The sequence below is a fragment of the Methylobacterium oxalidis genome (assembly GCF_007992195.1).
Lineage (GTDB): Bacteria > Pseudomonadota > Alphaproteobacteria > Rhizobiales > Beijerinckiaceae > Methylobacterium > Methylobacterium oxalidis.
Window position 1 is genome coordinate 59,476 of sequence record NZ_BJZU01000033.1, and the last position, 20,503, is coordinate 79,978.

19 protein-coding genes are annotated in these 20,503 nt (G+C 68.7%); 6 read left to right on the forward strand and 13 right to left on the reverse strand.

All coding sequences use genetic code 11. The features are described from left to right. Window positions 1–40 precede the first annotated feature (40 nt). Complete coding sequence (locus MOX02_RS10045; protein ID WP_147025654.1) at window positions 41–2,098, forward strand: methyl-accepting chemotaxis protein; 2,058 nt, start codon at window positions 41–43, stop codon at window positions 2,096–2,098. A gap of 107 nt (window positions 2,099–2,205) precedes the next feature. Here the strand turns inward: MOX02_RS10045 and MOX02_RS10050 are convergent, their stop codons facing one another. Further along, the gene (locus MOX02_RS10050) at window positions 2,206–3,414 is read right to left on the reverse strand and encodes an efflux RND transporter periplasmic adaptor subunit (protein ID WP_373866730.1); all 1,209 of its coding nucleotides are present in this window, start codon (window positions 3,412–3,414) and stop codon (window positions 2,206–2,208) included. A gap of 228 nt (window positions 3,415–3,642) precedes the next feature. Between MOX02_RS10050 and MOX02_RS10055 the strand changes: the two genes are divergently transcribed. Continuing rightward, window positions 3,643–6,888 (forward strand): efflux RND transporter permease subunit, encoded by a 3,246-nt coding sequence (locus tag MOX02_RS10055; RefSeq protein ID WP_238179074.1) that lies wholly within the window; start codon window positions 3,643–3,645, stop codon window positions 6,886–6,888. A gap of 131 nt (window positions 6,889–7,019) precedes the next feature. Here the strand turns inward: MOX02_RS10055 and MOX02_RS10060 are convergent, their stop codons facing one another. From MOX02_RS10060 to MOX02_RS10070, 3 genes are all read right to left on the reverse strand, one after another. Next, window positions 7,020–9,812 (reverse strand): PAS domain-containing protein, encoded by a 2,793-nt coding sequence (locus MOX02_RS10060; RefSeq protein ID WP_147025656.1) that lies wholly within the window; start codon window positions 9,810–9,812, stop codon window positions 7,020–7,022. 156 nt (window positions 9,813–9,968) lie between these two features. Next, window positions 9,969–10,787, reverse strand: a complete 819-nt coding sequence (locus tag MOX02_RS10065; protein ID WP_147025657.1) for a Crp/Fnr family transcriptional regulator — start codon at window positions 10,785–10,787, stop codon at window positions 9,969–9,971. A gap of 155 nt (window positions 10,788–10,942) precedes the next feature. After that, complete coding sequence (locus MOX02_RS10070) at window positions 10,943–11,809, reverse strand: glycoside hydrolase family 25 protein (protein WP_147025658.1); 867 nt, start codon at window positions 11,807–11,809, stop codon at window positions 10,943–10,945. Window positions 11,810–12,021: 212 nt separating this feature from the next. Here MOX02_RS10070 and MOX02_RS10075 point away from each other — a divergent pair, with 212 nt between their 5' ends. Next, window positions 12,022–12,465 carry a DUF488 domain-containing protein gene (locus MOX02_RS10075; RefSeq protein ID WP_147025659.1) on the forward strand — a complete coding sequence of 148 codons (444 nt, stop codon included), beginning with the start codon at window positions 12,022–12,024 and terminating at the stop codon, window positions 12,463–12,465. A gap of 7 nt (window positions 12,466–12,472) precedes the next feature. Here the strand turns inward: MOX02_RS10075 and MOX02_RS10080 are convergent, their stop codons facing one another. The 7 genes from MOX02_RS10080 to MOX02_RS10110 form a co-directional block, all read right to left on the reverse strand. After that, the gene (locus MOX02_RS10080) at window positions 12,473–12,910 is read right to left on the reverse strand and encodes a DUF6894 family protein (RefSeq protein ID WP_147025660.1); all 438 of its coding nucleotides are present in this window, start codon (window positions 12,908–12,910) and stop codon (window positions 12,473–12,475) included. 58 nt (window positions 12,911–12,968) lie between these two features. Continuing rightward, on the reverse strand, window positions 12,969–13,184 hold the full coding sequence (locus tag MOX02_RS10085) for a hypothetical protein (RefSeq protein ID WP_147025661.1): 216 nt from the start codon (window positions 13,182–13,184) through the stop codon (window positions 12,969–12,971). Between the two features lie 182 nt (window positions 13,185–13,366). Then, window positions 13,367–13,828, reverse strand: a complete 462-nt coding sequence (locus MOX02_RS10090) for a hypothetical protein (RefSeq protein WP_147025662.1) — start codon at window positions 13,826–13,828, stop codon at window positions 13,367–13,369. 148 nt (window positions 13,829–13,976) lie between these two features. Next, window positions 13,977–14,258, reverse strand: a complete 282-nt coding sequence (locus MOX02_RS10095) for a DUF1488 family protein (protein ID WP_147025663.1) — start codon at window positions 14,256–14,258, stop codon at window positions 13,977–13,979. A gap of 189 nt (window positions 14,259–14,447) precedes the next feature. Continuing rightward, entirely contained in the window at window positions 14,448–14,774 is a 327-nt protein-coding gene (locus MOX02_RS10100) for a helix-turn-helix domain-containing protein (protein WP_280525314.1), read from the reverse strand. 133 nt (window positions 14,775–14,907) lie between these two features. Next, window positions 14,908–16,122, reverse strand: a complete 1,215-nt coding sequence (locus MOX02_RS10105) for a glycosyltransferase family 61 protein (protein ID WP_147025664.1) — start codon at window positions 16,120–16,122, stop codon at window positions 14,908–14,910. An 84-nt stretch (window positions 16,123–16,206) separates the two neighbouring features. Further along, window positions 16,207–16,770, reverse strand: coding sequence for a class I SAM-dependent methyltransferase (locus MOX02_RS10110; protein ID WP_147025665.1), 564 nt, complete (start codon window positions 16,768–16,770; stop codon window positions 16,207–16,209). Window positions 16,771–17,790: 1,020 nt separating this feature from the next. On the opposite strand from MOX02_RS10110, the gene MOX02_RS10115 reads away from it, so the two are divergent. From MOX02_RS10115 to MOX02_RS10120, 3 genes are read left to right on the forward strand one after another with little or no spacing between them, the layout of a single operon-like run. Further along, a complete protein-coding gene (locus MOX02_RS10115) occupies window positions 17,791–18,168 on the forward strand; it encodes a hypothetical protein (protein WP_147025666.1) in 378 nt (125 codons plus the stop codon). Between the two features lie 16 nt (window positions 18,169–18,184). Then, complete coding sequence (locus MOX02_RS31145; protein WP_170267785.1) at window positions 18,185–18,361, forward strand: hypothetical protein; 177 nt, start codon at window positions 18,185–18,187, stop codon at window positions 18,359–18,361. Further along, window positions 18,354–18,617, forward strand: coding sequence for a hypothetical protein (locus MOX02_RS10120; protein WP_147025667.1), 264 nt, complete (start codon window positions 18,354–18,356; stop codon window positions 18,615–18,617). The genes MOX02_RS31145 and MOX02_RS10120 overlap by 8 nt, the downstream gene beginning before the upstream one ends. A gap of 13 nt (window positions 18,618–18,630) precedes the next feature. Here the strand turns inward: MOX02_RS10120 and MOX02_RS10125 are convergent, their stop codons facing one another. Together MOX02_RS10125 and MOX02_RS10130 are read right to left on the reverse strand one after the other, a co-directional pair. Beyond that, window positions 18,631–19,920 (reverse strand): Y-family DNA polymerase, encoded by a 1,290-nt coding sequence (locus tag MOX02_RS10125; RefSeq protein WP_147025668.1) that lies wholly within the window; start codon window positions 19,918–19,920, stop codon window positions 18,631–18,633. Continuing rightward, window positions 19,917–20,372, reverse strand: a complete 456-nt coding sequence (locus tag MOX02_RS10130; RefSeq protein ID WP_147025669.1) for a LexA family protein — start codon at window positions 20,370–20,372, stop codon at window positions 19,917–19,919. The genes MOX02_RS10125 and MOX02_RS10130 overlap by 4 nt, the downstream gene beginning before the upstream one ends. Between the last annotated feature and the right edge of the window lie 131 nt (window positions 20,373–20,503).

A 20,503-nucleotide genomic window follows, 5' to 3' on the forward strand; every position in this document is an offset into this window, starting at 1 on the left:
CCCATCTCGAACCGGACCGCAATCCTGGATTGGTGTGGGCATGAGAACGGGTGGTTTCGTCGCGTCCCTGCGGGGCCGCATCCTGGCCGTGGCGCTCGCGCCCTGCCTCGCCTTCGGGGTGGTGGCGGGGCTCGCCGTCTCGGAGCGGCTCGATCAGCGCGCCGGCATGGAGGCGGTGCAGGACCTCGTCGGCCTCGCCTCGCGGGTGAGCGCCTTCGTGCACGAGGCCCAGCGCGAGCGGGGCGCCTCCAGCCTGTTCCTCGGCTCCAGGGGCACGCAGTTCCGGGCGGAGCTCACCGCCCAGCGCGCCCGCACGGACGCGGCGCGGGCGGATCTCGAGGGCGCCGTCGCGCAGGCCGGCACGGCCGGGTTCGGGCCCGCCTTCGGGGCGCGGGCGGCGCGGCTGCGCGAGGAGCTCGGGCGCCTCGACGGGCAGCGCCGGTCCATCGACGCGCTGGAGCCGACGCCGCCCCAGGCCATGGCGTACTTCTCCGGCCTGATCGGCCAGGGGCTCGGGATGGTCGGCGAGATGGCGAAGGTCGCGACCCACACCGGCATCGCCAACCGGATCGCCACCTACGCGGCCTTCCTGTCGCTGAAGGAATTCGCCGGCCAGGAGCGGGCGGCCGCCTCCGCGATCCTCGCGGCGGGCAGCCTCGACCTCGCGGGCCTGAAGCGGATGGCGACGCTCTCGGCGAACCAGGCGAGCGCGGAGGCGCTGTTCCGCCAGCGCGCCGAGCCGGCCCAGGCCGCCGCCCTCGCGGCGAGCGAGGAATCGGAGGCGGCCCGCGAGGTGGCGCGCCTGCGCCGGCTCGTCCTCGACACGGTGCCGGGCGAGGGCCTCGCCTTCCGCGACGGCCCCCTCTGGTTCAAGCTCGCCTCCCAGCGCGTCGACGGCCTCAAGCGCGTCGAGGACGGGCTCACGGGCGACCTGTCGGCGGCGGCGGGGGCGGTGCGCGCGGCCGCCGACCGCAGCCTCGCCCTGTGGGCGGGGGCGGGGCTCGTCACCTTCCTCCTGTCCGGCGCGCTCGCCTTCGGCCTCGGCACCGCCATCGCCCGGCCGCTCGTGCGGATGTCGGGGGCGCTCGGCGCGATCGGCCGCGGCGAGGACGGGGTGGCGATCCCCGAGGGCGGCCCGCGCGAGGTCCGGGCCATCGCGGAGGCCGCCGCCGAGTTCCGCGACAGCGTGCGCGAGCGCCGGCGCATCCGCGCCGAGCAGGAGCGCATGGCGGTCGAGAGCGCGGCCGCCCAGCGCGCCGCGGCGCTCAGCCTCGCCGACGGGTTCGAGGCGCGGGTCGGCGGCATCGTCGAGGCGGTCTCCGCGGCGGCGGCCCGCCTCGAATCCGCGGCCGGCGGCATGGCGCGGGCGGCGGGCGACACGGCCGCGCTGAGCGCCCGCGTCGCCAGCGCCTCGCACGAGGCGGCGCTCTCGGCCGACACGGTGGCGGCGGCGACGGAGGAACTCACGGCCTCGGTCCGCGAGATCGGCACCCAGGTCACCGCCTCGGCCGACCTCGCGAGCGCGGCCGAGCGCGACGCGGCCGCGATGTCGGGCGAGGTGCACCGCCTCGCGGCGGCCGCCGGCAGCATCGGCCAGATCGTCGGGCTGATCTCGGACATCGCGGGCCAGACCAACCTCCTCGCGCTCAACGCCACGATCGAGGCGGCGCGCGCCGGCGAGGCGGGGCGCGGCTTCGCGGTGGTGGCCGCCGAGGTGAAGAACCTCGCCGGCCAGACGGCGCGGGCCACCGACGAGATCGCCGCCAAGGTCTCGGAGATCACCGCCTCCACGGCGGCCTCGGTGGCGGCGATCGACGGCATGACCGGCGTGATCCAGCGCCTCGCCCGCATCGGCGGCGACATCGCGGCCGCGGTGGAGGAGCAGGGCGCGGCGACCGCCGAGATCGCCCGCACCACGGCGCAGACCTCGGCCGGGACCCAGGCGGTCTCGGGCCACATCGCGGGGGTGAGCGAGGCGGCCGGCACCGCGAGCGCCGGCTCGGCGCAGGTGCTCTCGGCGGCGGGCGACCTCGCCGCGCAGGCGAGCGACCTGCGCCACGCGGTGGGCGGCTTCCTGGCCACCGTGCGGGCGGCCTGAAGGCAGCGCCCCGGGGCCGCGTCGCGGCCACGGGGCGCGCGGGGGGCGGGCCCTGCGGCCGCGGCGCCCGCCTTCCCCGGTCGTCCCGCCCCGTCAGTTCCGCTCCGTCAGTTCCGCTCCGGCCCGGGCCCGTCCGTGCCGGCGCGCGCCTGGCGGCCGTCGCCCTGCACGGCGACCTTGAGGCCCTGGCGCATCTCTTGGAGATGGTCGACCACGATCCGCTCGCCGCCCGAGAGGCCGGCCAGGATCGCGGTGCTGTCGCCGAAGCTGTCGCCGGTGGTGACGGGCTTCTGCTGGACCGTGCCGTCCTCGCCCACCGCGTAGACGATCTGCTGGGCGAGCTGGGCCGAGAGCGCGATCGTCGGCACGAGCAGCTTGCGCTGCGTGCCGGTCCGGATCTGGGCGCGCACGAACTGGCCGGGCAGGTAGCGCTCGTCGGCGTTGGAGATCCGGGCCCGCACGAGGCGACGCGCCGTGCGCGGGTCGAAGCGGTTGTCGAGCTGGTAGATCGTGGCCTCGCGCACCGGCTCGCCCTGCGCGTCGAGGACGTTCACGGTGACGGCGCCCTTCGTCAGGGCCTCCCGCAGCGCCTCCGAATCCTCCGCCGAGAGGGCCATCTGCACGTCGATCGGGTCGGTGAGCACCACGGAGACGAGGGCGGTCTGGTTCTCGGTGACGAGGTCGCCCACGTTGACCTGGGACAGGCTCGCCCGGCCCTCGAAGGGCGCGTTCACCGACGCGTAGTCGAGGTTGAGCTGCTGGCGGGCGATGGCGGCCTCGGCCTCCTGCAGGCGGGCGGCGGCCGCGGCGCGGTTGGCCTGGAGCTGCTGGAAGCGCTGCTCGGTGGCGTAGCCCTTGTCGGCCAGCGTCTCGGTGCGGGCGACCTCGGCCTGCGCGAATTCGAGCTGGGACTTCGCCTGCTCCTGCTGGGCCTTGGCCGCCTGGAGGGCGACCTCGAAGGGGCGCGGGTCGATCCTGAACAGGAGCTGCCCCGTGCGGACGTGGCTGCCCGGCTCGAAGGGCCGCTCCATCACCGTGCCGGTCACCCGCGCCTGCAGCAGGGCGTCGGCCTCCGCCACGATGGTGCCGGTGTAGGTGAAGACGATCGGCACCTCCCGCGTCTCGGCGGACACGACCTTCACGGCGAACGCGGGCTCGGCCGGCTTCTCGGGCGCCTTGGCGGCCTTCACATTGAGGTGATCGGCCAGGGTTCCGGGCAGGAATCCGGTCACGGCGGGCGGGACCGGCGCGCCCGCGGCGTACCAGCCCACCGCCGCGAGCGCGAGGACGAGGACACCGCCGAGACCGTATCGCATCCCTGTCCGCACCGCCGTTCTCCCTCTGTGGCCGCCCGTCCGCGCCGTGCCCGCATCACGCGCGAGCGGCCCGGGCCTGTCTCGCCCGGGCCGCACGGGCCGCGTCGCATCGCGAGGGGGAACACGCCGAGGGCGGAGACGTTGCATGCGCAACTCAAGCTACGTCGAAGCGTCGCCGGGGCGGATCCGCCGTCACGCGGTCGCGCGCCTGGGAGACGGCTCTTCCGCATGTTCGCGCGCTTCGTCGACCGCCCGATCCTCGCGGCCGTGATCTCGGTGCTGATCACCCTGATCGGGACCGTGGCGGGCCTCACCCTGCCGATCGCGCAGTACCCGGAGATCGCGCCGCCGGTCATCAACGTCCAGGCGACCTACCCGGGCGCCAGCGCTCAGCAGGCCTACGAGGCCATCGCGATCCCGATCGAGCAGGAGGTCAACGGCGCGCCGGACCTCATCTACATCAACTCGGTGAGCAGCACCGACGGCAGCGTCAGCATCGACGCCACCTTCGCGGTGGGCTCGGACCTCAACGCCGCCGCCGCCGAGGTGCTCACCCGCGCCAACCGCGCCGAGGCGAAGCTGCCCGAGGCCGTGCGGGCGCAGGGGCTCGAGATCACCAAGAGCTCGCGCCAGCGCCTGGGCAACATCGTCCTCTACGCCGAGGACGGGGCGCGGTACGACGAGCTGTTCCTCTCGAACTGGGCCGAGACGCAGGTGATCAAGCCCCTGCGCCGGGTCGAGGGAATGGGGCGCATCGTCAACTTCTCGAACATGCGCTACGCCATGCGCGTCTGGCTCGACCCGGTGAAGATGGAGGCGCTGGCGATCAGCCCCGAGACCGTCTCCCAGGCGATCGAGCAGCAGAACGCGCAGATCACGACGGGCGTGCTCGGCAAGCCGCCGCTGGGCCAGCCCACGGCCTTCGAGCTGCAGCTCGTCACGCAGGGGCGCCTGCGCCAGCCCGAGGAATTCGCCAACATCCTGCTGCGGGCCAACCCCGACGGCTCGGTGGTGCGGGTGCGCGACGTCGCGCGCGTCGAGCTCGGCTCCGAGCAGTACGGCGTCAACTCGAGCTTCGACGGCCGCCCCGCGGCGACGCTCGGCATCTACCAGAACCCCGACGCCAACGCCGTGCAGGTGATGGACGGGGCGCGGGCCACCATGAAGGAGCTCGCCAAGCGCTTCCCGCCGGGGCTGACCTACCGCATCGCCCTCGACCGGACCGAGTTCGTGCGCGAGGCGATCTGGGAGGTGGTGCGGACCCTGTTCGAGGCGCTGATCCTCGTCGTCGTCGTCACCTACATCTTCCTGCAGAACTGGCGCGCGACGCTCATCCCCGCCATCGCCGTGCCGGTGGCGCTGGTGGGCACCTTCGGGCCGATGGCGCTGCTCGGCTTCTCCTTCAACACCCTGAGCCTGCTCGGCCTCGTGCTGGCGGTGGGCCTCGTGGTCGACGACGCGATCATCGTGGTCGAGAACACCGAGCGCCTGATGGAGGAGGGGGCCGACCCCAGGAGCGCGTCGCGCGAGGCCGTGGACGAGGTGGCGGGCCCCGTCATCGCCACCACCCTGGTGCTCGCCGCCCTGTTCGTGCCGGTCGCCTTCATCCCCGGCCTGACGGGGCAGCTCTACAACCAGTTCGCCCTCACCATCGCGATCTCGGTCCTGATCTCGGCCGTGGTCTCGCTGACCCTGACGCCGGCGCTGTGCGGGCTGATCCTGAAGCCGCGGGAGGCCGGGGAGGCGGCGCGGCGGGCGTGGTGGCGGGCCCCCCTGCGCTGGTTCAACGCTGGGCTCGAACGGGCGACGGGCGCGGTCGTCGCGGCGATCGGCGTCCTCAGCCGCCACCTCGTCGCCCTCGGCATCGTGTTCGCGGCCTTCGCCGTCCTCACGGTCTGGATGACGATGCAGCGCCCCTCCGCCTTCGTGCCGAACGAGGACCAGGGCTACTTCTTCGCCGACGTGGCGATGCCGAAGGGCGCCTCCGTCGACCGGACCCAGAAGATGGTGGAGCGGGTCGGCGCCGCCTTCCGGGAACTCGAGGCGGTCGACCACACGATCGGGGTCTCGGGCCGCGGCATCCTCTCGGACACGGTCGCCCCCTTCTACGGCTTCCAGATCCCGACCCTGAAGCCCTGGGGCAAGCGCGAGATGTCGGCCGACGACATCATCGCGCGGATGCAGGCGCGCTATCAGCACGACCCGGACGGGCAGCTGCGCATCGTCAACCCCTCGCCGCTGCCGGGCCTCGGCTCGATCGGCGGCCTGACGCTGGAGATTCAGGACCGCAGCGGCGCGGGCGGCCTGAAGCTGGCGCAGGCCGCCGACCGATTCCTCGCCGAGGTCACGAAGCTGCCCTCGGTCGGGCGCGCCCTGCCCACGACGAGCTACGGCGTGCCCCAGCTCCATCTCGAGATCGACCGGGCCCAGGCCGAGCAGCTCGGCGTGCCCCTGCAGCGCGTGTTCGACGCGCTCGGCACCTATGTGGGCTCGTCCTTCGTGAACCTCTTCAACCGGTTCGGCTACGTCTACCAGGTCTACGTGCAGAGCGAGGCGAGCGGCCGGCGCACCATCGAGGACGTCGAGCGCCTGACCGTGCTCAACGGCCAGGGCGAGCCGGTGCGGCTCGGCTCCCTCGTCCAGGCCCGCTTCGTCAGCGGGCCGACGGCGGTCCTCTCCTACAACACCTACCCGGCCATCGAGGTGGCGGTCGACACGGCTTCGGGCGCGAGCTCGGGCACGGTCATCGCCGAGATCGAGCGGCTGGCCACCGAGAGGCTGCCCTCCGACTACGCGGTCGCCTGGACCGAGGTCGCCTACCAGGAGAAGATCGCGGGCGGCTACGCGCCGCTGATCTTCGGCCTCGGCACGCTGATGATCTTCCTCCTGCTCGCCGGGCAGTACGAGTCGCTGCGCCTGCCCTTCGTGATCCTGCTCGCGACGCCGGTGGCGATCTTCGGGGCGGTCGGCTTCCTGGCCCTGCGCAGCCTGCCGCTCGACATCTTCGGGCAGGTCGGGCTCCTGCTCCTCGTCGGGCTCGCGGCCAAGAACGCGATCCTGCTCGTGGCCTTCGCGGAGGATCTGCGCCGGCAGGGCGAGGAGCCGCTGAAGGCCGCCCAGGACGCTGCGCGGCTGCGGCTGCGCCCGATCCTGATGACCTCCTTCGCCTTCATCCTCGGCGCGGTGCCGCTGGCCATCGCCAGCGGGGCGGGCGCCAACGCGCGCCTGTCCATGGGCACGGTGGTGATCGGCGGCCTGCTCGTGGCCACCCTCATCACCCTGTTCATCACGCCGACCTTCTACGTCGCCGCCGAGCGGCTCCTCGGCCGGTCGGGCAAGGGCCGGACGGACGGGGAGGCGGGCAAGGGCGGGGAAACGGGCGAGGGGACGGGCAAGGGGACGGGCAAGGAAACGGGCAATCGGATGGGCAAGCCGGAGGAGGGCGGGGCGCCCGCTCCCCAGCCCGCCGAGTAGGCTCCGCGGAGCAGGATCCGCGCCCGCCCGCGAAGCCACCCGACCATCACCCTCGGCTCCGCACGCCCGGCAAGGGCCCGATCAGGCCGGTTTCCAGGGCGCGGCGAGCTTCCTGCGATGGCACGCGACCATCACTCCGGCGCCTGCACGCCGGAGAGCGGCGCGATCACGCGGCACACCACCCCGGTCGGCTCGTAGGCGAGGACGACCTCGCCGCCGATCGCCCCCGCGAGCCCCCGCTCGATCAGGCGCGAGCCGAAGCCCTTCCGGGACGGGGGCGCGACCCGGGGGCCGCCCCGCTCCGTCCAGGCCATCCGGAAGAGCGGCTCGGTCTCCGCATCGGCGACCTCCCAGTCCACCACGATCCGGCCCTCGGGGACGGAGAGCGCCCCGTACTTGGCGGCGTTGGTGGCGAGCTCGTGCATCATCAGGCTGAGCGAGAGCGCCGCCCGCGGCCCGACCTCGACGTCGGGCCCGCGGATCGCGAAGCGGCCGGGCTGCCGGTCGTCGTGGAGGGAGAGGGCGCCCGCGATCACCGCATCGATGCCCGCGCTCTCCCGCTCTCCGGTGAGCAGGAGGTCGTGCGCCTTTCCGAGGGCGATCAGCCGGGCGGCGAGGGCGTCCTTGGCGGTCTCGAAGTCGGGCGCGTTGCGCAGGGTCTGGGCGGCGATGGCCTGGACCATCGCCAGCGTGTTCTTGAGCCGGTGGCTGAGCTCCCGGTTGAGGAGCCGCTGCTGGTCCTCCGCCTGGATGCGCCCGAGGGCGCTCCAGGTCCGCTCCGCCACCTCGCGGGCGAAGGCGATCTCCGCCGGGCTCCACGCCCTGGGCGCGGGCGCGTAGGCGTAGAGCACGCCCGCGAGGCTGCCGCGCTGGACGAGCGGCACCTTGACGATCGCGCGCGCGCCGGCGGCGGCGTAGGCCTCCGCCTCCGGCGCGAGGCGCGGGTCGCCGGCGAGGTCTCCCACCGCCAGGATCTCGCCCCGCCGCAGCGCCTGCAGCGTGGCGGGGAAGCCCCCGAGGGGCCGGGGCCCGCCCTCGGCCGGCTCGGGCCAGCGGGCGGCCACGCTGAAGCTGGCGTCCGGCAGGTCGATGTCGCTGTAGCCGGCCTCGGAGGCGCCGAGCACCCGGCCGAAGATCGCGACCGCCTCGCCCAGCAAAGCCTCGCGGCTGCCGGCGTCGCGCAGGGCGTCGCCGAGCGCGATCAGGGCGATCCGGCGCTCCTCGGCGAGGCGCTCCTGCGTGATGTCCTCGATCATCGCCGTGGTCTGGAGCTCCGCGCCGATGACCTGCGAGACGAGGTTGACCCGCCCCCAGATCAGGCGCCCGTCCGCCCGGCGGTAGCGCTTCTCCAGGGTCTCCTGAAGGATCTCGCCCGCCGCGAGGCGCCGGTGCAGGGCGTCGCGGGCGGCGGCGTCCTCCTCCGGCGTCCATTTGGCGACCGAGTGGCCGACGATCTCCTCGGGCGTCGCCCCCCAGATCTCGCAGAGCTTGGCGTTGACCCGGAGCGCCCGGAGGCTGCGCGGATCGAGCTGGACGATGCCGACATTCGCCCCCTCGAAGACCGCGCGGAACTGCGCCTCGACCCGGTTGCGCCCGGTCATGTCGAGCATCGCGCCGATCATGCGGATCGGCCGGCCGCCGGCCCCGCGCACCATGTAGCCGCGGTCGAGAACATCGGCGTATCCGCCGTCGGCCCGCCGGAAGCGGTACTCGTGGCTCCACTCGCTCGCCGCCCCGTCGATCACGGCGCGGATGTCGGCGTGGACGCGCGCCCGGTCGTCCGGATGGATATGGGCGATCCACCACGCGCCGGTCGCCTCGACCTGGTCCGGCGCCCAGCCGTAGGCGGTCTGCAGCGCCTCGTTCCAGAGCACGCTGTCGGTGACGAGGTCCCAGTCCCAGATCGCGTCGTTGGTGGCGCGGGCGACGAGCTGGTAGCGCTCGCCGATCGTCTGCAGGGCGAGCTCGGCCTGCTTGCGCCGGGTGATGTCGAGCACGGTGCCCACGATGCGCGTCGCCCGCCCGCCCGCCACCACAAGGCGCCCGCGGGCGGCGAGCCAGCGCAGCGTCCCGTCCGGGGCGACGACCCGGTACTCGCTGTCGAAGATGCCGGTGCCCGCCGGGTCGAGGGCCGCCTGCAGGGCGGCGTCCACCGGGGCCCGGTCGTCGGGGTGGAGACCCGGCAGGAAGGTGCCCGCGTAGCTGACCGGCTCGTCCGGGCCGATTCCGAACAGGGCGCGCACGCGGACATCCCACTCGAGCTGGTCGCGCACGAGATCGTAGTCGAAGATGCCGATGCCGGTGGCCTCGATGGCGAGGCGCATCAGGAGGGCGCTCTCGCCGAGGCGGACGGCGCTCGCGTTGATGACCTCCTGCGCGTCGTGGCGGCGCAGGAGGTCGCTTCCTTGCCGGGATACGGTCCGGCGCAGCTCCAGGAGAGCCATGACCTGGCGGCCGAGGGCCTGCAGCCCCACCGCTTGGCCCGCCGTCAGGCCCTGCGGTCGCGGCACCGTATCGAGCACGCAGAGGCTGCCGAGGCCCTCGCCCTCCGGCGTGTCGAGGCGAACGCCCGCGTAGAAGCGCAGGGCGTCCGGGCCGGTGACGAGGGGATTGTCGCGGGTCCTCGGATCGGCGGTGAGGTCCGGGATGACGAGAAGTCCTGGCTTGGCCAGGGCGTGCACGCAGACCGAGCGGCCGAGGTCGGTCTCGCTGGCCTCGAACCCGACCCGCGCCTTGAACCATTGCCGATCGGCCGCGACGAGGCTGACGAGGGCGACCGGCGCCGCGCAGAGCTCGCTCGCCGCGAGCACGGCGTCGTCGAACCCGGCCTCCGGCGGCGTGTCGAGGATGTGATAGCGCGCCAGCGCCGCGAGCCGCCCCTCGGCGGTCCCTGACCCGGCAGCTTTGCGGTCGGCGTCACTCATCGGCGGCAGGCGGCGCAGCGGGGCGGGTGAGGGAGGGTGGCGCGGGGATGGGGCTATCCGTCATAGCAGAAGTCGGGCGCCTTCGTCGTCAGGGCTGCCTACGGTTCGATCGTGCACGATTGGTGTCGAATCCCGCCGGCGGGCCGCCTCGCCGCCTCATCGGCCGGGCTTCTCAGCGGCCGGCGTCACGGCGAGCGAGCGCGCCTCGCGCGGGTCTCCCGGAGGCTCCACCCGCAGCATGTGCCCCCGCGCACCGTAGACCGCGCCGAGCACGGTCTCGAAGTGGCGCTTGACGTTGCCGTGGCACTCGCAGGCCGCGCTCTCCAGGTTCGCCCGGTTGAGGATGGTGATGCGCCCGCGTCCGACCTCGATCAGCCCCTGCTGCTGCAGGGTGCGCAGGATGCGGGTGAGGTAGGTGCGCTGCACGCCGAGCATCGCCGCGAGGAGCTCGTGCGTGACGGGCAGCGTGTCGGCGCCGATCCGGTCCTGCAGGGTCAGGAGCCAGCGCAGGCAGCGCGCCTCGATGGGATGGAGGGCGTTGCAGGCGACCGACTGCAGCACCTGCGCCAGCAGGCAGTCCGAGTAGCGGGTGAACAGGTTGCGCAGGGTGGGCGAACGGCGCTTGGCCTCCTGCAGCCGGCTCGCGTCCATGCGCAGGACCGGGCCGCCGATCTGGACGATCGCGTGGGTGGAGGCGGGCAGGCAGCCGTTGCTGACGACGCCGCCCACAGCGCCCTCGCGACCGATCGTTGCGGTCTCGGCGCTCCTCCCGTCCTGCATCGCGATCACCAGGGTGGCGACAGTCTGCTCGCAGGGGAAGGAGATTAGGGAGACCGCGCTGCCCGCCGAGAACAGGGTGTCGCCCCGGGCGTAGTAGGAGCGCTCCAGGTGAGGGGCGACGAGCGCCCGATCATCGTCGTCGAGCGCCTTGAGAAGGAGATTGCCTTCGAGGAGAGAGTCCGACGCCGACGACATGGCTACGCTGCAGGAACGAGTGTTTCAGGACGCTCCCTACAGCAGCGCTTCAGTCTTCGTCTGTCTACTTGTAGACAAACCACTGAACAATTTCATCGACTCGCCCCGTGGCCGGCGCACGATACCCTCAAGCTCCCGCGCGAGCCCGCTCTGCACTATTTCCCGGAGCAGAGCCCCTGCGCCGAGAGGGAGCGGTGCTCCCGCGGGTCGCAGTCGGTGGCGAGGAAGGAGGCCCACTCGGCCTGCGTCCCGTAGAAGGCGTTGCGGTCGACGTCGCCGCGCACCCCCGGGACCCGGCCGGTCGAGGTGAACTGCCACAGCATCCACTTGCGGTTGGCGAAGCGCTGTTCCGGCTCGGCGGCGGTCGAGCGGACCCAGTGCGGATAGTCGGGCAGCTCGTCCTCCAGCACGTCCTTGTGGAAGGTGATGTCGGTGTAGATGATCGGCCGCTTGCCCGTGTAGCGCTCCATCTCACTGAGCATGTAGCGGATCATGGCGAGCGCCTGCGCCTTCGGCAGGCGGCGCGGGCAGGTCTGCGAGTGGCCGTTCCACTCCACGTCGAGGACCGGGGGCAGGGCGCTCGGATCGTTCGGGACGTTGCGCTTGAACCAGTCCATCTGGTCCTGGGCGGAACGGCACCAGTAGACGAAGTGGTAGGCGCCGCGCGGCACCCCGGCTCGGGCGGCTCCCTCCCAATTCTCACGGAAGCGCTCGTCGACGTGGTCACCGCCCTCCGTCGCCTTGATGAAGGCGAATTGAGTACCGGCGCCGCGTACGGAGGCCCAGTCGATTGGCCCCTGCCAGCGCGAGATGTCGATGCCCTGGATCGGGTGGCTCTTGGCCCGTGCCACGCCCGGATGGGGCTTCACGTCACCCTTGGTGGGATAGAAGTCGCTGTTGCCCGCGCAGGCCGCGAGCCCCGCGAGCAGCGAGGCGGCGAGGAGCCGCTTCACGTTGGTGCGCAAGCTGAGAGGGGCGCCGCGCGCCGGTGCATCCGCTGTCAGGGAGGCTGCGTTCCGCATCGATGCCCGGCCCATCGTCCTATGCGCCACAATCACGGGTATTCGATGCCCCCTGCGCGGTTAACAGACCTTTGCGGTCATTGCGGCGGAATTCCGGAAGCCGTTGCAGCACGGTGACATACGGGGACAGCGCGGGGCCGAATCTATGCCTGGCCCGGCTCGGCACCCGCCTTAAGTTGCAGGCACGCCTCGCGTTTCGAAGGACCGCGCCGTTGAGCAAGACCCTGTTTACCATCGGCTACGAAGGCCTCGACCCGGAGCGGCTCCGGACGGCGCTGCGCGATGCCGGCGTGGCGGTTCTGGCCGATGTCCGCGCGGTGGCGAACTCGCGCAAGCGCGGCTTCTCGAAGGGCGCCCTGCGGGCAGGATTGGAGGAGGCGGGGCTCGGCTACGCACATCTGCGCGCCCTCGGCACGCCGAAGGCCGGCCGGGAGGCCGCCCGCGCGCACGACGCGGCGCTGATGCGGCGGATCTACTGCGAGGAGGTTCTCGACACCGCGGACGGGGGCCTCGCCCTCGACGCGCTCGCCGAGATGGCCGGAACGCAGGCGGTCTGCCTGCTCTGCTTCGAGCGTGACCCCGAGCGCTGCCACCGGCGGGTTCTCGCCGAGCGGCTCGGGGCCCGCGGCTTCGCGGTGGTGGACCTGTTCGGCTGACGGCCGATCAACGACCGCCCTCGAAGCCCAGAACGACGCGGGGCCGCGCCTGGGTCGCCCGGATTGCCCCGGCGCAGATCGCACTCCAGGCACGCAGGCGCCGCGCCAGCCGGGATCGAGCCCCGCGCAGGAGATCCGTCGGCGCGGACGACCGGATCGCATCGGCCCGGGGGAGGGCGCGCGCCCGCGCGCCCACGGGCTCCGGTGCCGGGACGGGCACGTAGATCGCCTCGAAGAAGGACAGTTCGAAGACCGCGAGGCCCGCCTCGTCGGTCACGGCCATCGCCGCGTTGAGGAGGCGCGGCTCGCCGCCGTGCTGCGCCACGAGGGCCCGCACGATCGTGCGGGCGGCCGCGCGCGCGGCCTCGACGTCCGGCAGGCACTGTCCCGTGCGCTCCGGCAGGAAGGCGTCGTCGAGGCGGATGTTGAAGAAGAAGCGGGGCATGGCGGGATCTCCCGGTTCGTCCCGAAATCGTCGCTGGGTGAGTCGTCGCGCGCCGCGCTCAGGCGGCCTCGGCGGCCGGGTCGGCTCCCGGCGGGGGCGGGGCGGCGGGCCTGGGGCTGAAGGCGTCAGCGAGCCGGTTGAGGCGCTGGGCCATATCCCGCACCTCGTTGAGGGCGATGGATTTCTGGCCCTCCTTCACCGCCCGCGTGATGTCGCTGATCTGGGTCGTGGCGATGCGCTTCAGCTCCGCGGCGAGCTGGTCCTTCGTCAGCATGCGGGGTCCCGTGCCTGATCTCGTGTCCCGTGTCGTGCTGCGGACCATGGCCCGCCGCCCGTTACCAGTGGGTTTCGAAGGGCGCGGGGATCGGGTTCTCGCGCTCCCGTCTTCACGCCTCGGCCCAGGGGCGAGAGACCCGCTGCCGGATCGTCCCGCCGCCAGCCGAGCCCGGCCTCGCCTCAGCCGAACAGGAAGAGCAGCCCGGGCATCGTCGCCGCGCCTGCCGCGAGGCCGAGCGTCCAGCGCTCCAAGCGATAGCTGGCGAAGCCGCGCAGCCGCCGCGCCGTCAGGTCGGCGCGGAGATGGCGGCCGTTCACGCAGGAGCAGAGGAGCCGGTGGACCTGCCCCTCGCGCAGGCCGAAGAAGCGACGCGCCTCGCCATAGGTGTCGCCCGAGAGCCCGCTCGCGCGCAGCAGCGGGTCGGCGTAGGCGAGGGCGAGGGGCGAGTTGTCGGAGCGCAGGGTTCCCCGGCGCGGCCAGGGCACCAGCTCGACCTCGGGCAGCGTCGCGAAGAGGCGGCGCGGCTCCTGCTCCAGAAGCTCGGCCCAGCGCTCCAGGCGCGCCCGGCGCGTGGACAGGATCAGGGGCTCGGCGGTGACCTCCGCGACCCCTTGCAACTGATCGACGGCCCTGTGTTCCATGGCAAGCCTCCCGTTGAGCCGGACCCGGGAGCGGGCCCCGACGCCCGAAAACGGGAAGCCTCCGCCCGGCGGAGGAGCGCTGCCTTCACTTTGTTTAAGAGCAAATGCTGGCCGGTCACAGCGGGCGCGATCTGTCGCTGCGGGCCCCTCAGGCGGGATCCTCCGCCAGATCCTCGGGATCGAGATCGACCATCGCGTCGGGCGCGCCGACCCGGTCGAACTTCCGGCTCGCCGCCGCCTCGACCGCCTCCCGGCAACGGCCGTACAGGGCGAGGGGGTCGCTCGCGTCGTCGCCGAACCGCTCGCGCAAGGCCGCGACCGGCACGCGGCCCGCAACAATGCGCTGCCCGTCGGTCATCGAGAAGCGGACGTGCTCCGAGGTCGCCCGATCGATGTGCGGATCATCGAAGCGGTTGTGGGAGAGGGGCATGGGCGGTCTCCTGGAGTGGCGAACAAACCTCACACGTTCAACAGGCGGCCCTCTCTTTTGGTCAAGAGGTCGCGCGGAAGATTACCAGACAGGACATCCTGCAGGAATACAGCCTGCTTCCCTGCTGTCGAACACCGAAAGATCTCGACTCTTATCTGCACACCCTAGTGCACTGGCCCAGACGGATGGTTAGGGGATCTGCTGACGGCGGCGAGGATGTCGGCGGCGGGCTTGGTCCGGACGAAGGATCTGGTGGGGCGGCGTGCCAGGCGGACGCGTCTTGTCGCGCAGCAGGCCCTCGACTCCCGCCTCGCCGTAGCGCCGCTGCCAGCGCCATACGGCCGCGCGGCTGACGCCCGCTCGCCGGGCGACGTCCTGGACACTCCGGCGCTCGGCTGAGAGCAGGACGACACGAGCGCGCTGGATGTGCTTGAGGGGGCGAGAGCGGTCGCCGGCGATCGCAGCCGGCCGCGCCGCGCCGGTCGCATCGAGGAGCACGCACACCGGCTGAGCCATACCCCAGACTCGCATGCCTCACCGCGCGCGCGAATCCTCCGTCCGCGTCAGTGCACTGGCTTTGATACGCCTTCAACCGCCTAGCAACCCAGTTCTGGGAACGTCGATAAATCCGTCTCGCCTCGCCTTAATTCTACGCGGCAGCAGCTAAAGCCAGATCTACGTCTTTCAAATCTACGATGATATCGGCAAACTTTATTACGGAGTCGTCAGTTGATCCTTCCGGCACGCTCATCATTCTGCCGAAAACACTTATGAATTTTCGCCCCTGCAGATGATAGATGACCCGGTAACCTGGATCAAAAAATCCTTCCGGAACAATTTCGATAACAACCGAGTCATCCGGTGCCCAGATCACATTCGTGAGTCCCCCGCCATGGGCACCGATTATTATTCTTGCCTTACTGAATATTTCAATTTGCTCTTCAATAGAGTGATCTCCCGGGCAGATTACAACAAAACCCTTACCTTCTAGATGAGATACGAGCTGATCCTCATTGATAAGCTTACGATGTTGAGCGTCACGCCGCGTCACATAAATGCGCTCACAATCAGATCGAATAGGAACATCTACTAAGGAAATTCCCCTATCACGCAAATCTTGCAAGTACTCCGGAGACCATCCCTTGGCATGTTCTCCTGTTGTTTGAGACGGCCGGAGTCCAACATCTTCTCTGAACTCAAAACCGCAAAAAACCGCATCCGACAATTTACAGACTTCAGGCTTTAAATCAATTAAGTCTTCCAATTCGATGCCGTACGAACGGAGAAATTTATGCTGCATACTGCTTCGACTCAAATCTCCAACATAAAAACGTCTGTCGTTATATGGCGATTTATTTTTTAATAGCCAAATCCTTGGAAGACAGTCTATAAGCCAATGAAATATGTGGCCCGAGTGAGGCCCCCAAGCAACACAAATAGGCTCATCTATAATAGTGTAATCTATGTCCTTGGCCATCATGCAGCGCCAATTAGTTCTCAAATCACAGCGGAGATACTGACTCCAAAAAATATAAGAAAGCCATAAATATTCTTTAGCGACCGTAAGATCGCCATCATATTCATAGTAGTTAAATCCGTATTGCGGTATAAAATAGCCGTCAGAACTTCTTAAAAATGCGGCCGAAAAATGCATGTTGATGGGTCTGAGATAGGCGGGCAGGCATTCAGTCGATTTTCGGCCAAAATGCTCTATACTTTCCGCTTTTAATGAAGGTTGAGTGATTATTGTTCGATCACCACGGAAAAAATCTTTAGACTGAACGAGCGACCTGACATCGGCCAATTCGGTGAAATTAGAATAATCGACGTAATCTGGCGGATTTGAGCGATCAAAGCAGTCCATTTTCTCACCTGATATTAGTCAAAGATCAGTATATTGCTTCAATCTATTACTTATACAACACCGAATTCATCATAATTTCGAGTGTTAATTTTTGTATGCGTGCGCAACTGCAGTAATCAACTCCTCAGGAGCGTACTCCGCGATCGGATAAGCATTCGTATTTCTATTTGCCGCAAACGAGGCACGATCGCAGATATCTCGAATCAACGACCTGCTGACGTTCAAACCAGCGTAAACACCCACTCCAATGTGAGCATCGACTTCTACATGCACACAAGATTGATGAAGTGATCGCAACTTCTCAACAGTGTAATCCTCTTCTACGTGACGCTCCCAAGGATTTCCATACGCTTCCCCTTGTTCGCAATGAAACAAGGGAACCGACGCCAGCAACACAGCACGAGCGTTCAACATCCGATCAATCAAGATCTCCGCTTCTGAATGCGACATATGCTCAAGAACATCTCCACAAAATATCAAATCCGGAGATCGAAATTGTCTGCCGTCCACAAATCTCACATCAGAGCAAATAACTTGATCATAAATGTCTTCGAGCTGATATTCCTTGATATAAGGGCCCCAGACCTCAATTGCTGTCATATATATGTTGATGCCCGCCGCTCTCAATAATTTAGCGAATGTGCCCATTCCCGGCCCATATCGAGCGCTGAGCTGAGCATTTGTTTATTTGCGAATTGATGCGCCACATCGGCAACAAACCGGCGTCCAAAATTAGAGCTTCCGGGCATTATATTCACCTCAACAACTGTGAACGTTTATTATCGCGACTTCCAAGCTACACGTGGAGGGCACCTGCGCGCGTGGTAGCTAGCAGGTCATGTCAGGTCAACGCAAGAAGCGCCGCACCGGATACACCGCGAGATTGAAATGGGATTCTAGGCGCGCTCGACGGCATGGCTGGGCCACTGCCGACATCAGGATTTTCGGGCGCTCGGTTAGTCCTACGACGTATGCGTTCCGTCCGGTCAGAAGGACGATGCAGATTGACCCGAGATAGGCCTTGTCTGGACTATAGGGCGACATTTGTCGGCCTGAGACGAAGACATCTCAGGACTTCCAGTGCAATTTCTCAGTTTTGCGATAGAAACGTCTGCCTGATCCTGAATACGGATCAGGTTGGTGCGGCCAAGAGGACTCGAACCTCCACCCCTCGCGGGACTAGCACCTCAAGCTAGACGCAAGCATTGAGAGCAAACGATAATTCTGCAAAAAGGCCGATCACTGAACCATGCTAAATCAATGACTTAGAGGCAATTTGCCAAAGGCTTTTTCGGTTGCGGCGTGCGCCGATCGAACTGTGACTGCCCCGCCATAGCGACGCTGCGCCAGGTAGCAGCAGAGGATTCGGCTGCAAAACTGCGTCGTCACCTCAGCAAGAGGATGCCGATCCCGACGAGAGCGAACCCGACGTAGGCTAGGTTCTCCCGCCCTGGTTCGCGAATAAGTGCGAAGGCACCAATCCCCACGCCGACCGTCATCAAGAGCGCGCTCATCAACCACCTCCCCAGGTGGTCATAGCCTTGGCTATACAACCCTACCGTGTCACCCCGCTCAATTGGCGTAAGCCGAATGTGTTCTCGCGGACATAGCGGCTCAGCCCCCCCCCTCCTCGTATGCCCGGCGCCTCACGCTCAGCCGCCAGGATCCATGACCGCTTCGCCAGCCCTTCAGCTCGTCCCGTCCCAGGTCCAGACGTGGCGCGACGCCTTCTCGCGCCTCAAGCCCTCGTCGCCACCGTGCCCCGGCCTGTCGCAGACAGCCTGGCTGCCGATGTACGACAATGCCCTTGACTTCCTCGACCGGTTCGGCGCCGAGGCGCTGGATCTCGGGTGGAGCGTCACGGACCTCTTCGGCGTGCACCCGACCGCTGGCACAATTCGAGCGGACCACTGCGGCTCCCTGATGCTGAGCGGCCAGAAGGTGATCGGGCTCTCGGCCGACGAGATGAAGAAGGGACTCGTCACCTACTACCGGAACACGCCGGGCCGACCGGTTGGGATCCCGGTCTGGGAATTTAGGTGGTGAGCCCTATCCTCGGGCCATGACCGCGAAGACCCAACCCCGCCCCGTCGACAGCTACACCGCGCGGGAGCTGCGCGAGATCGCCGAGCGCGCGGAGTGGCGGCGCAGCGAGGGCTTCATCGTGCCGCCAGCGTCGGTGCCGCTGTACGTCGAGTCATTGAAGGCTCTAGCACGGGAGCAGGCGCGCCGTGCCTGAGGACAGGACAGTCGGCGACCTCTTCAAGGCGAAGGCCGTCACCGACGATGACGTGCGCGCCGCGGTCGAAACCTACATGGCGGACCCAGCCACGACGCTGTTCGTCATGGGCGAGGGCTACGGGCTGGATCTCGCCGAGGCCGTGCAGGCGCACGAGTGGGCGAAGGTCATGACCGCCAACCCCAACGCCACCGAGCACCTGAAGCGGGCCGCGGTGCGCACGGCAATCCTGCTAGCGCGGCCTGAGAAGCGTTGAGCGGCGGGCTCGCTCACGCGACTGCCGTCGGTAGTTCGGACAGCTGCGTCGTGTAGCGCGGCGTCCGCATCTCGAACTTCGTGCTCCAGTCGCGCTTCTTCTCCACGCCCGCGCGCGCCGGCACGACCGTACCGCGGCCGAAGCGCGCGTTGCAGGCATCCATGGCTGCCATCAGCGGCTCAGAGCGCTCGCGATCGAGCCGGCCGATCAAAGCGCGTGGGCTTGCCTCAAGCAGCATCAGGTCCGTCGTGACCACGCCGGCCTTGCTGTAGCGCCACGCGCGCTCGCTCGGCTCACGCCACGTCTTGGCGACACCCAGCCGTGCGGCCTTGATCAAGGCCAACGTGTCGTTCGTCGCTTCCGGCAGCGTCACGGTGGTCGAGACCGACCGCATCGGTTCGCCACAGTCATGCTCGCTGGTGTGGTAGAAGACCGTCACGTGCGAGGTGCCGAGGCCACCGCGCCGGAGCTTCTCTCCGAGCCGTGTGGCATGGGCGGAGACCGCCTGCTCCATCGTCTCGCGGTCGCTGATCCGGGACGAGAAGGAGCGAGTCACGGCGCAGCCTTTCCGCTGTGCTGGCATCAGCTCGAGCGGCAGGCAGGAAAGGCCGCGCAGCTCGTGGATGATGCGCTCGCCTACCACGGTCATGGCCTTGCGCACGGGCCGCGGGTCGAGATCTCGCAGGTCCGCAACGCTGTCGACGCCCATCGCCTCGAGCTTGGTGAGCGAGGCCCGCCCGACACCCCAGACCTCGCCGACGTGCACCCGGCAGAGCCACGCCGCTCGCTCGTCCTCGTCGGTGAGATCGCAGACGCCGCCGAGGTCAGGAATGTTCTTGGCGATGTGGTTGGCGAGCTTGGCAAGCGTCTTCGTCGGACCGATGCCGACGCAGGTGGGAATGCCGGTCCAGGCCTTCACCGTGGCGCGGAGATCCCGGGCGAGCTCGGGCCGGTCGCGCTCGCGCACGTCCGAGAGGTCGAGGAAGCTCTCGTCGATCGAGTAGATCTCCACGGCCTTCGCGAAGTCGCGGTAGACCGCGTTGGTGCGCGCCGACATGTCGCCGTAGAGCGTGTAGTTCGAGGAGAACACCCGCACGCCCTGGGCCCGGCACATGTCGCGGATCTTGAAGTACGGCTCGCCCATGCGGATGCCGAGGGCCTTGGCCTCGGCGGTGCGGGCGATGGCGCAGCCGTCGTTGTTCGAGAGCACGATGACGGGTACGCCCGCGAGCTTCGGGTCGAACACCCGCTCGCAGGAGCAGTAGAAGCTGTTGCCGTCGATCAGGGCGATGGAGCGCGTCATCGCACGAGGCCTGCGCGCGCGATGTGCCAGCGGATCGAGAAGCGCACGACGCCCCAGATCTCGGCCTCCGCGAGCTCCTGGACAGCGAACGCCGGCAAATCCGGGTTGTCGAAGGAGAGCCGCGGCACATTCCCGTCGATGACCAAGCGCTTGATCGACATCTCGCCGTCGACGGCCGCCACGACGACGCTGCCGTGGCCGGCCTTGAGGCTGCGATCCACGACGGCGAGGTCGCGATCGAAGATGCCCGCACCTCTCATGGAGTCGCCCGAGATGTTCCAAGCGAAGGTGGCCGGCGGGTTCGGCGCGAGCCAGCGCGGCAGCTCGAGCGCTCCCTCCAGGAAGTCGTCAGCGGGGGATGGGAAGCCGGCGCAAAGGCACTGACCGAGGATTGGGACCTGTATGAGGCCCTGGCCGCCAGCGCTGCCACCGCTCACGCGATAGACGCCCATCCGTCTCCCCGTATAGGAACATACGAGGAACAAACAGGATGGGAGGCTCCGGTTCAATCCGAAGTCCGTCTGCCGTTGTTCGAGCCTGTGCACGCCTGTGGACGGCGGTCAGAAAGATGAGGCAGCGAAGG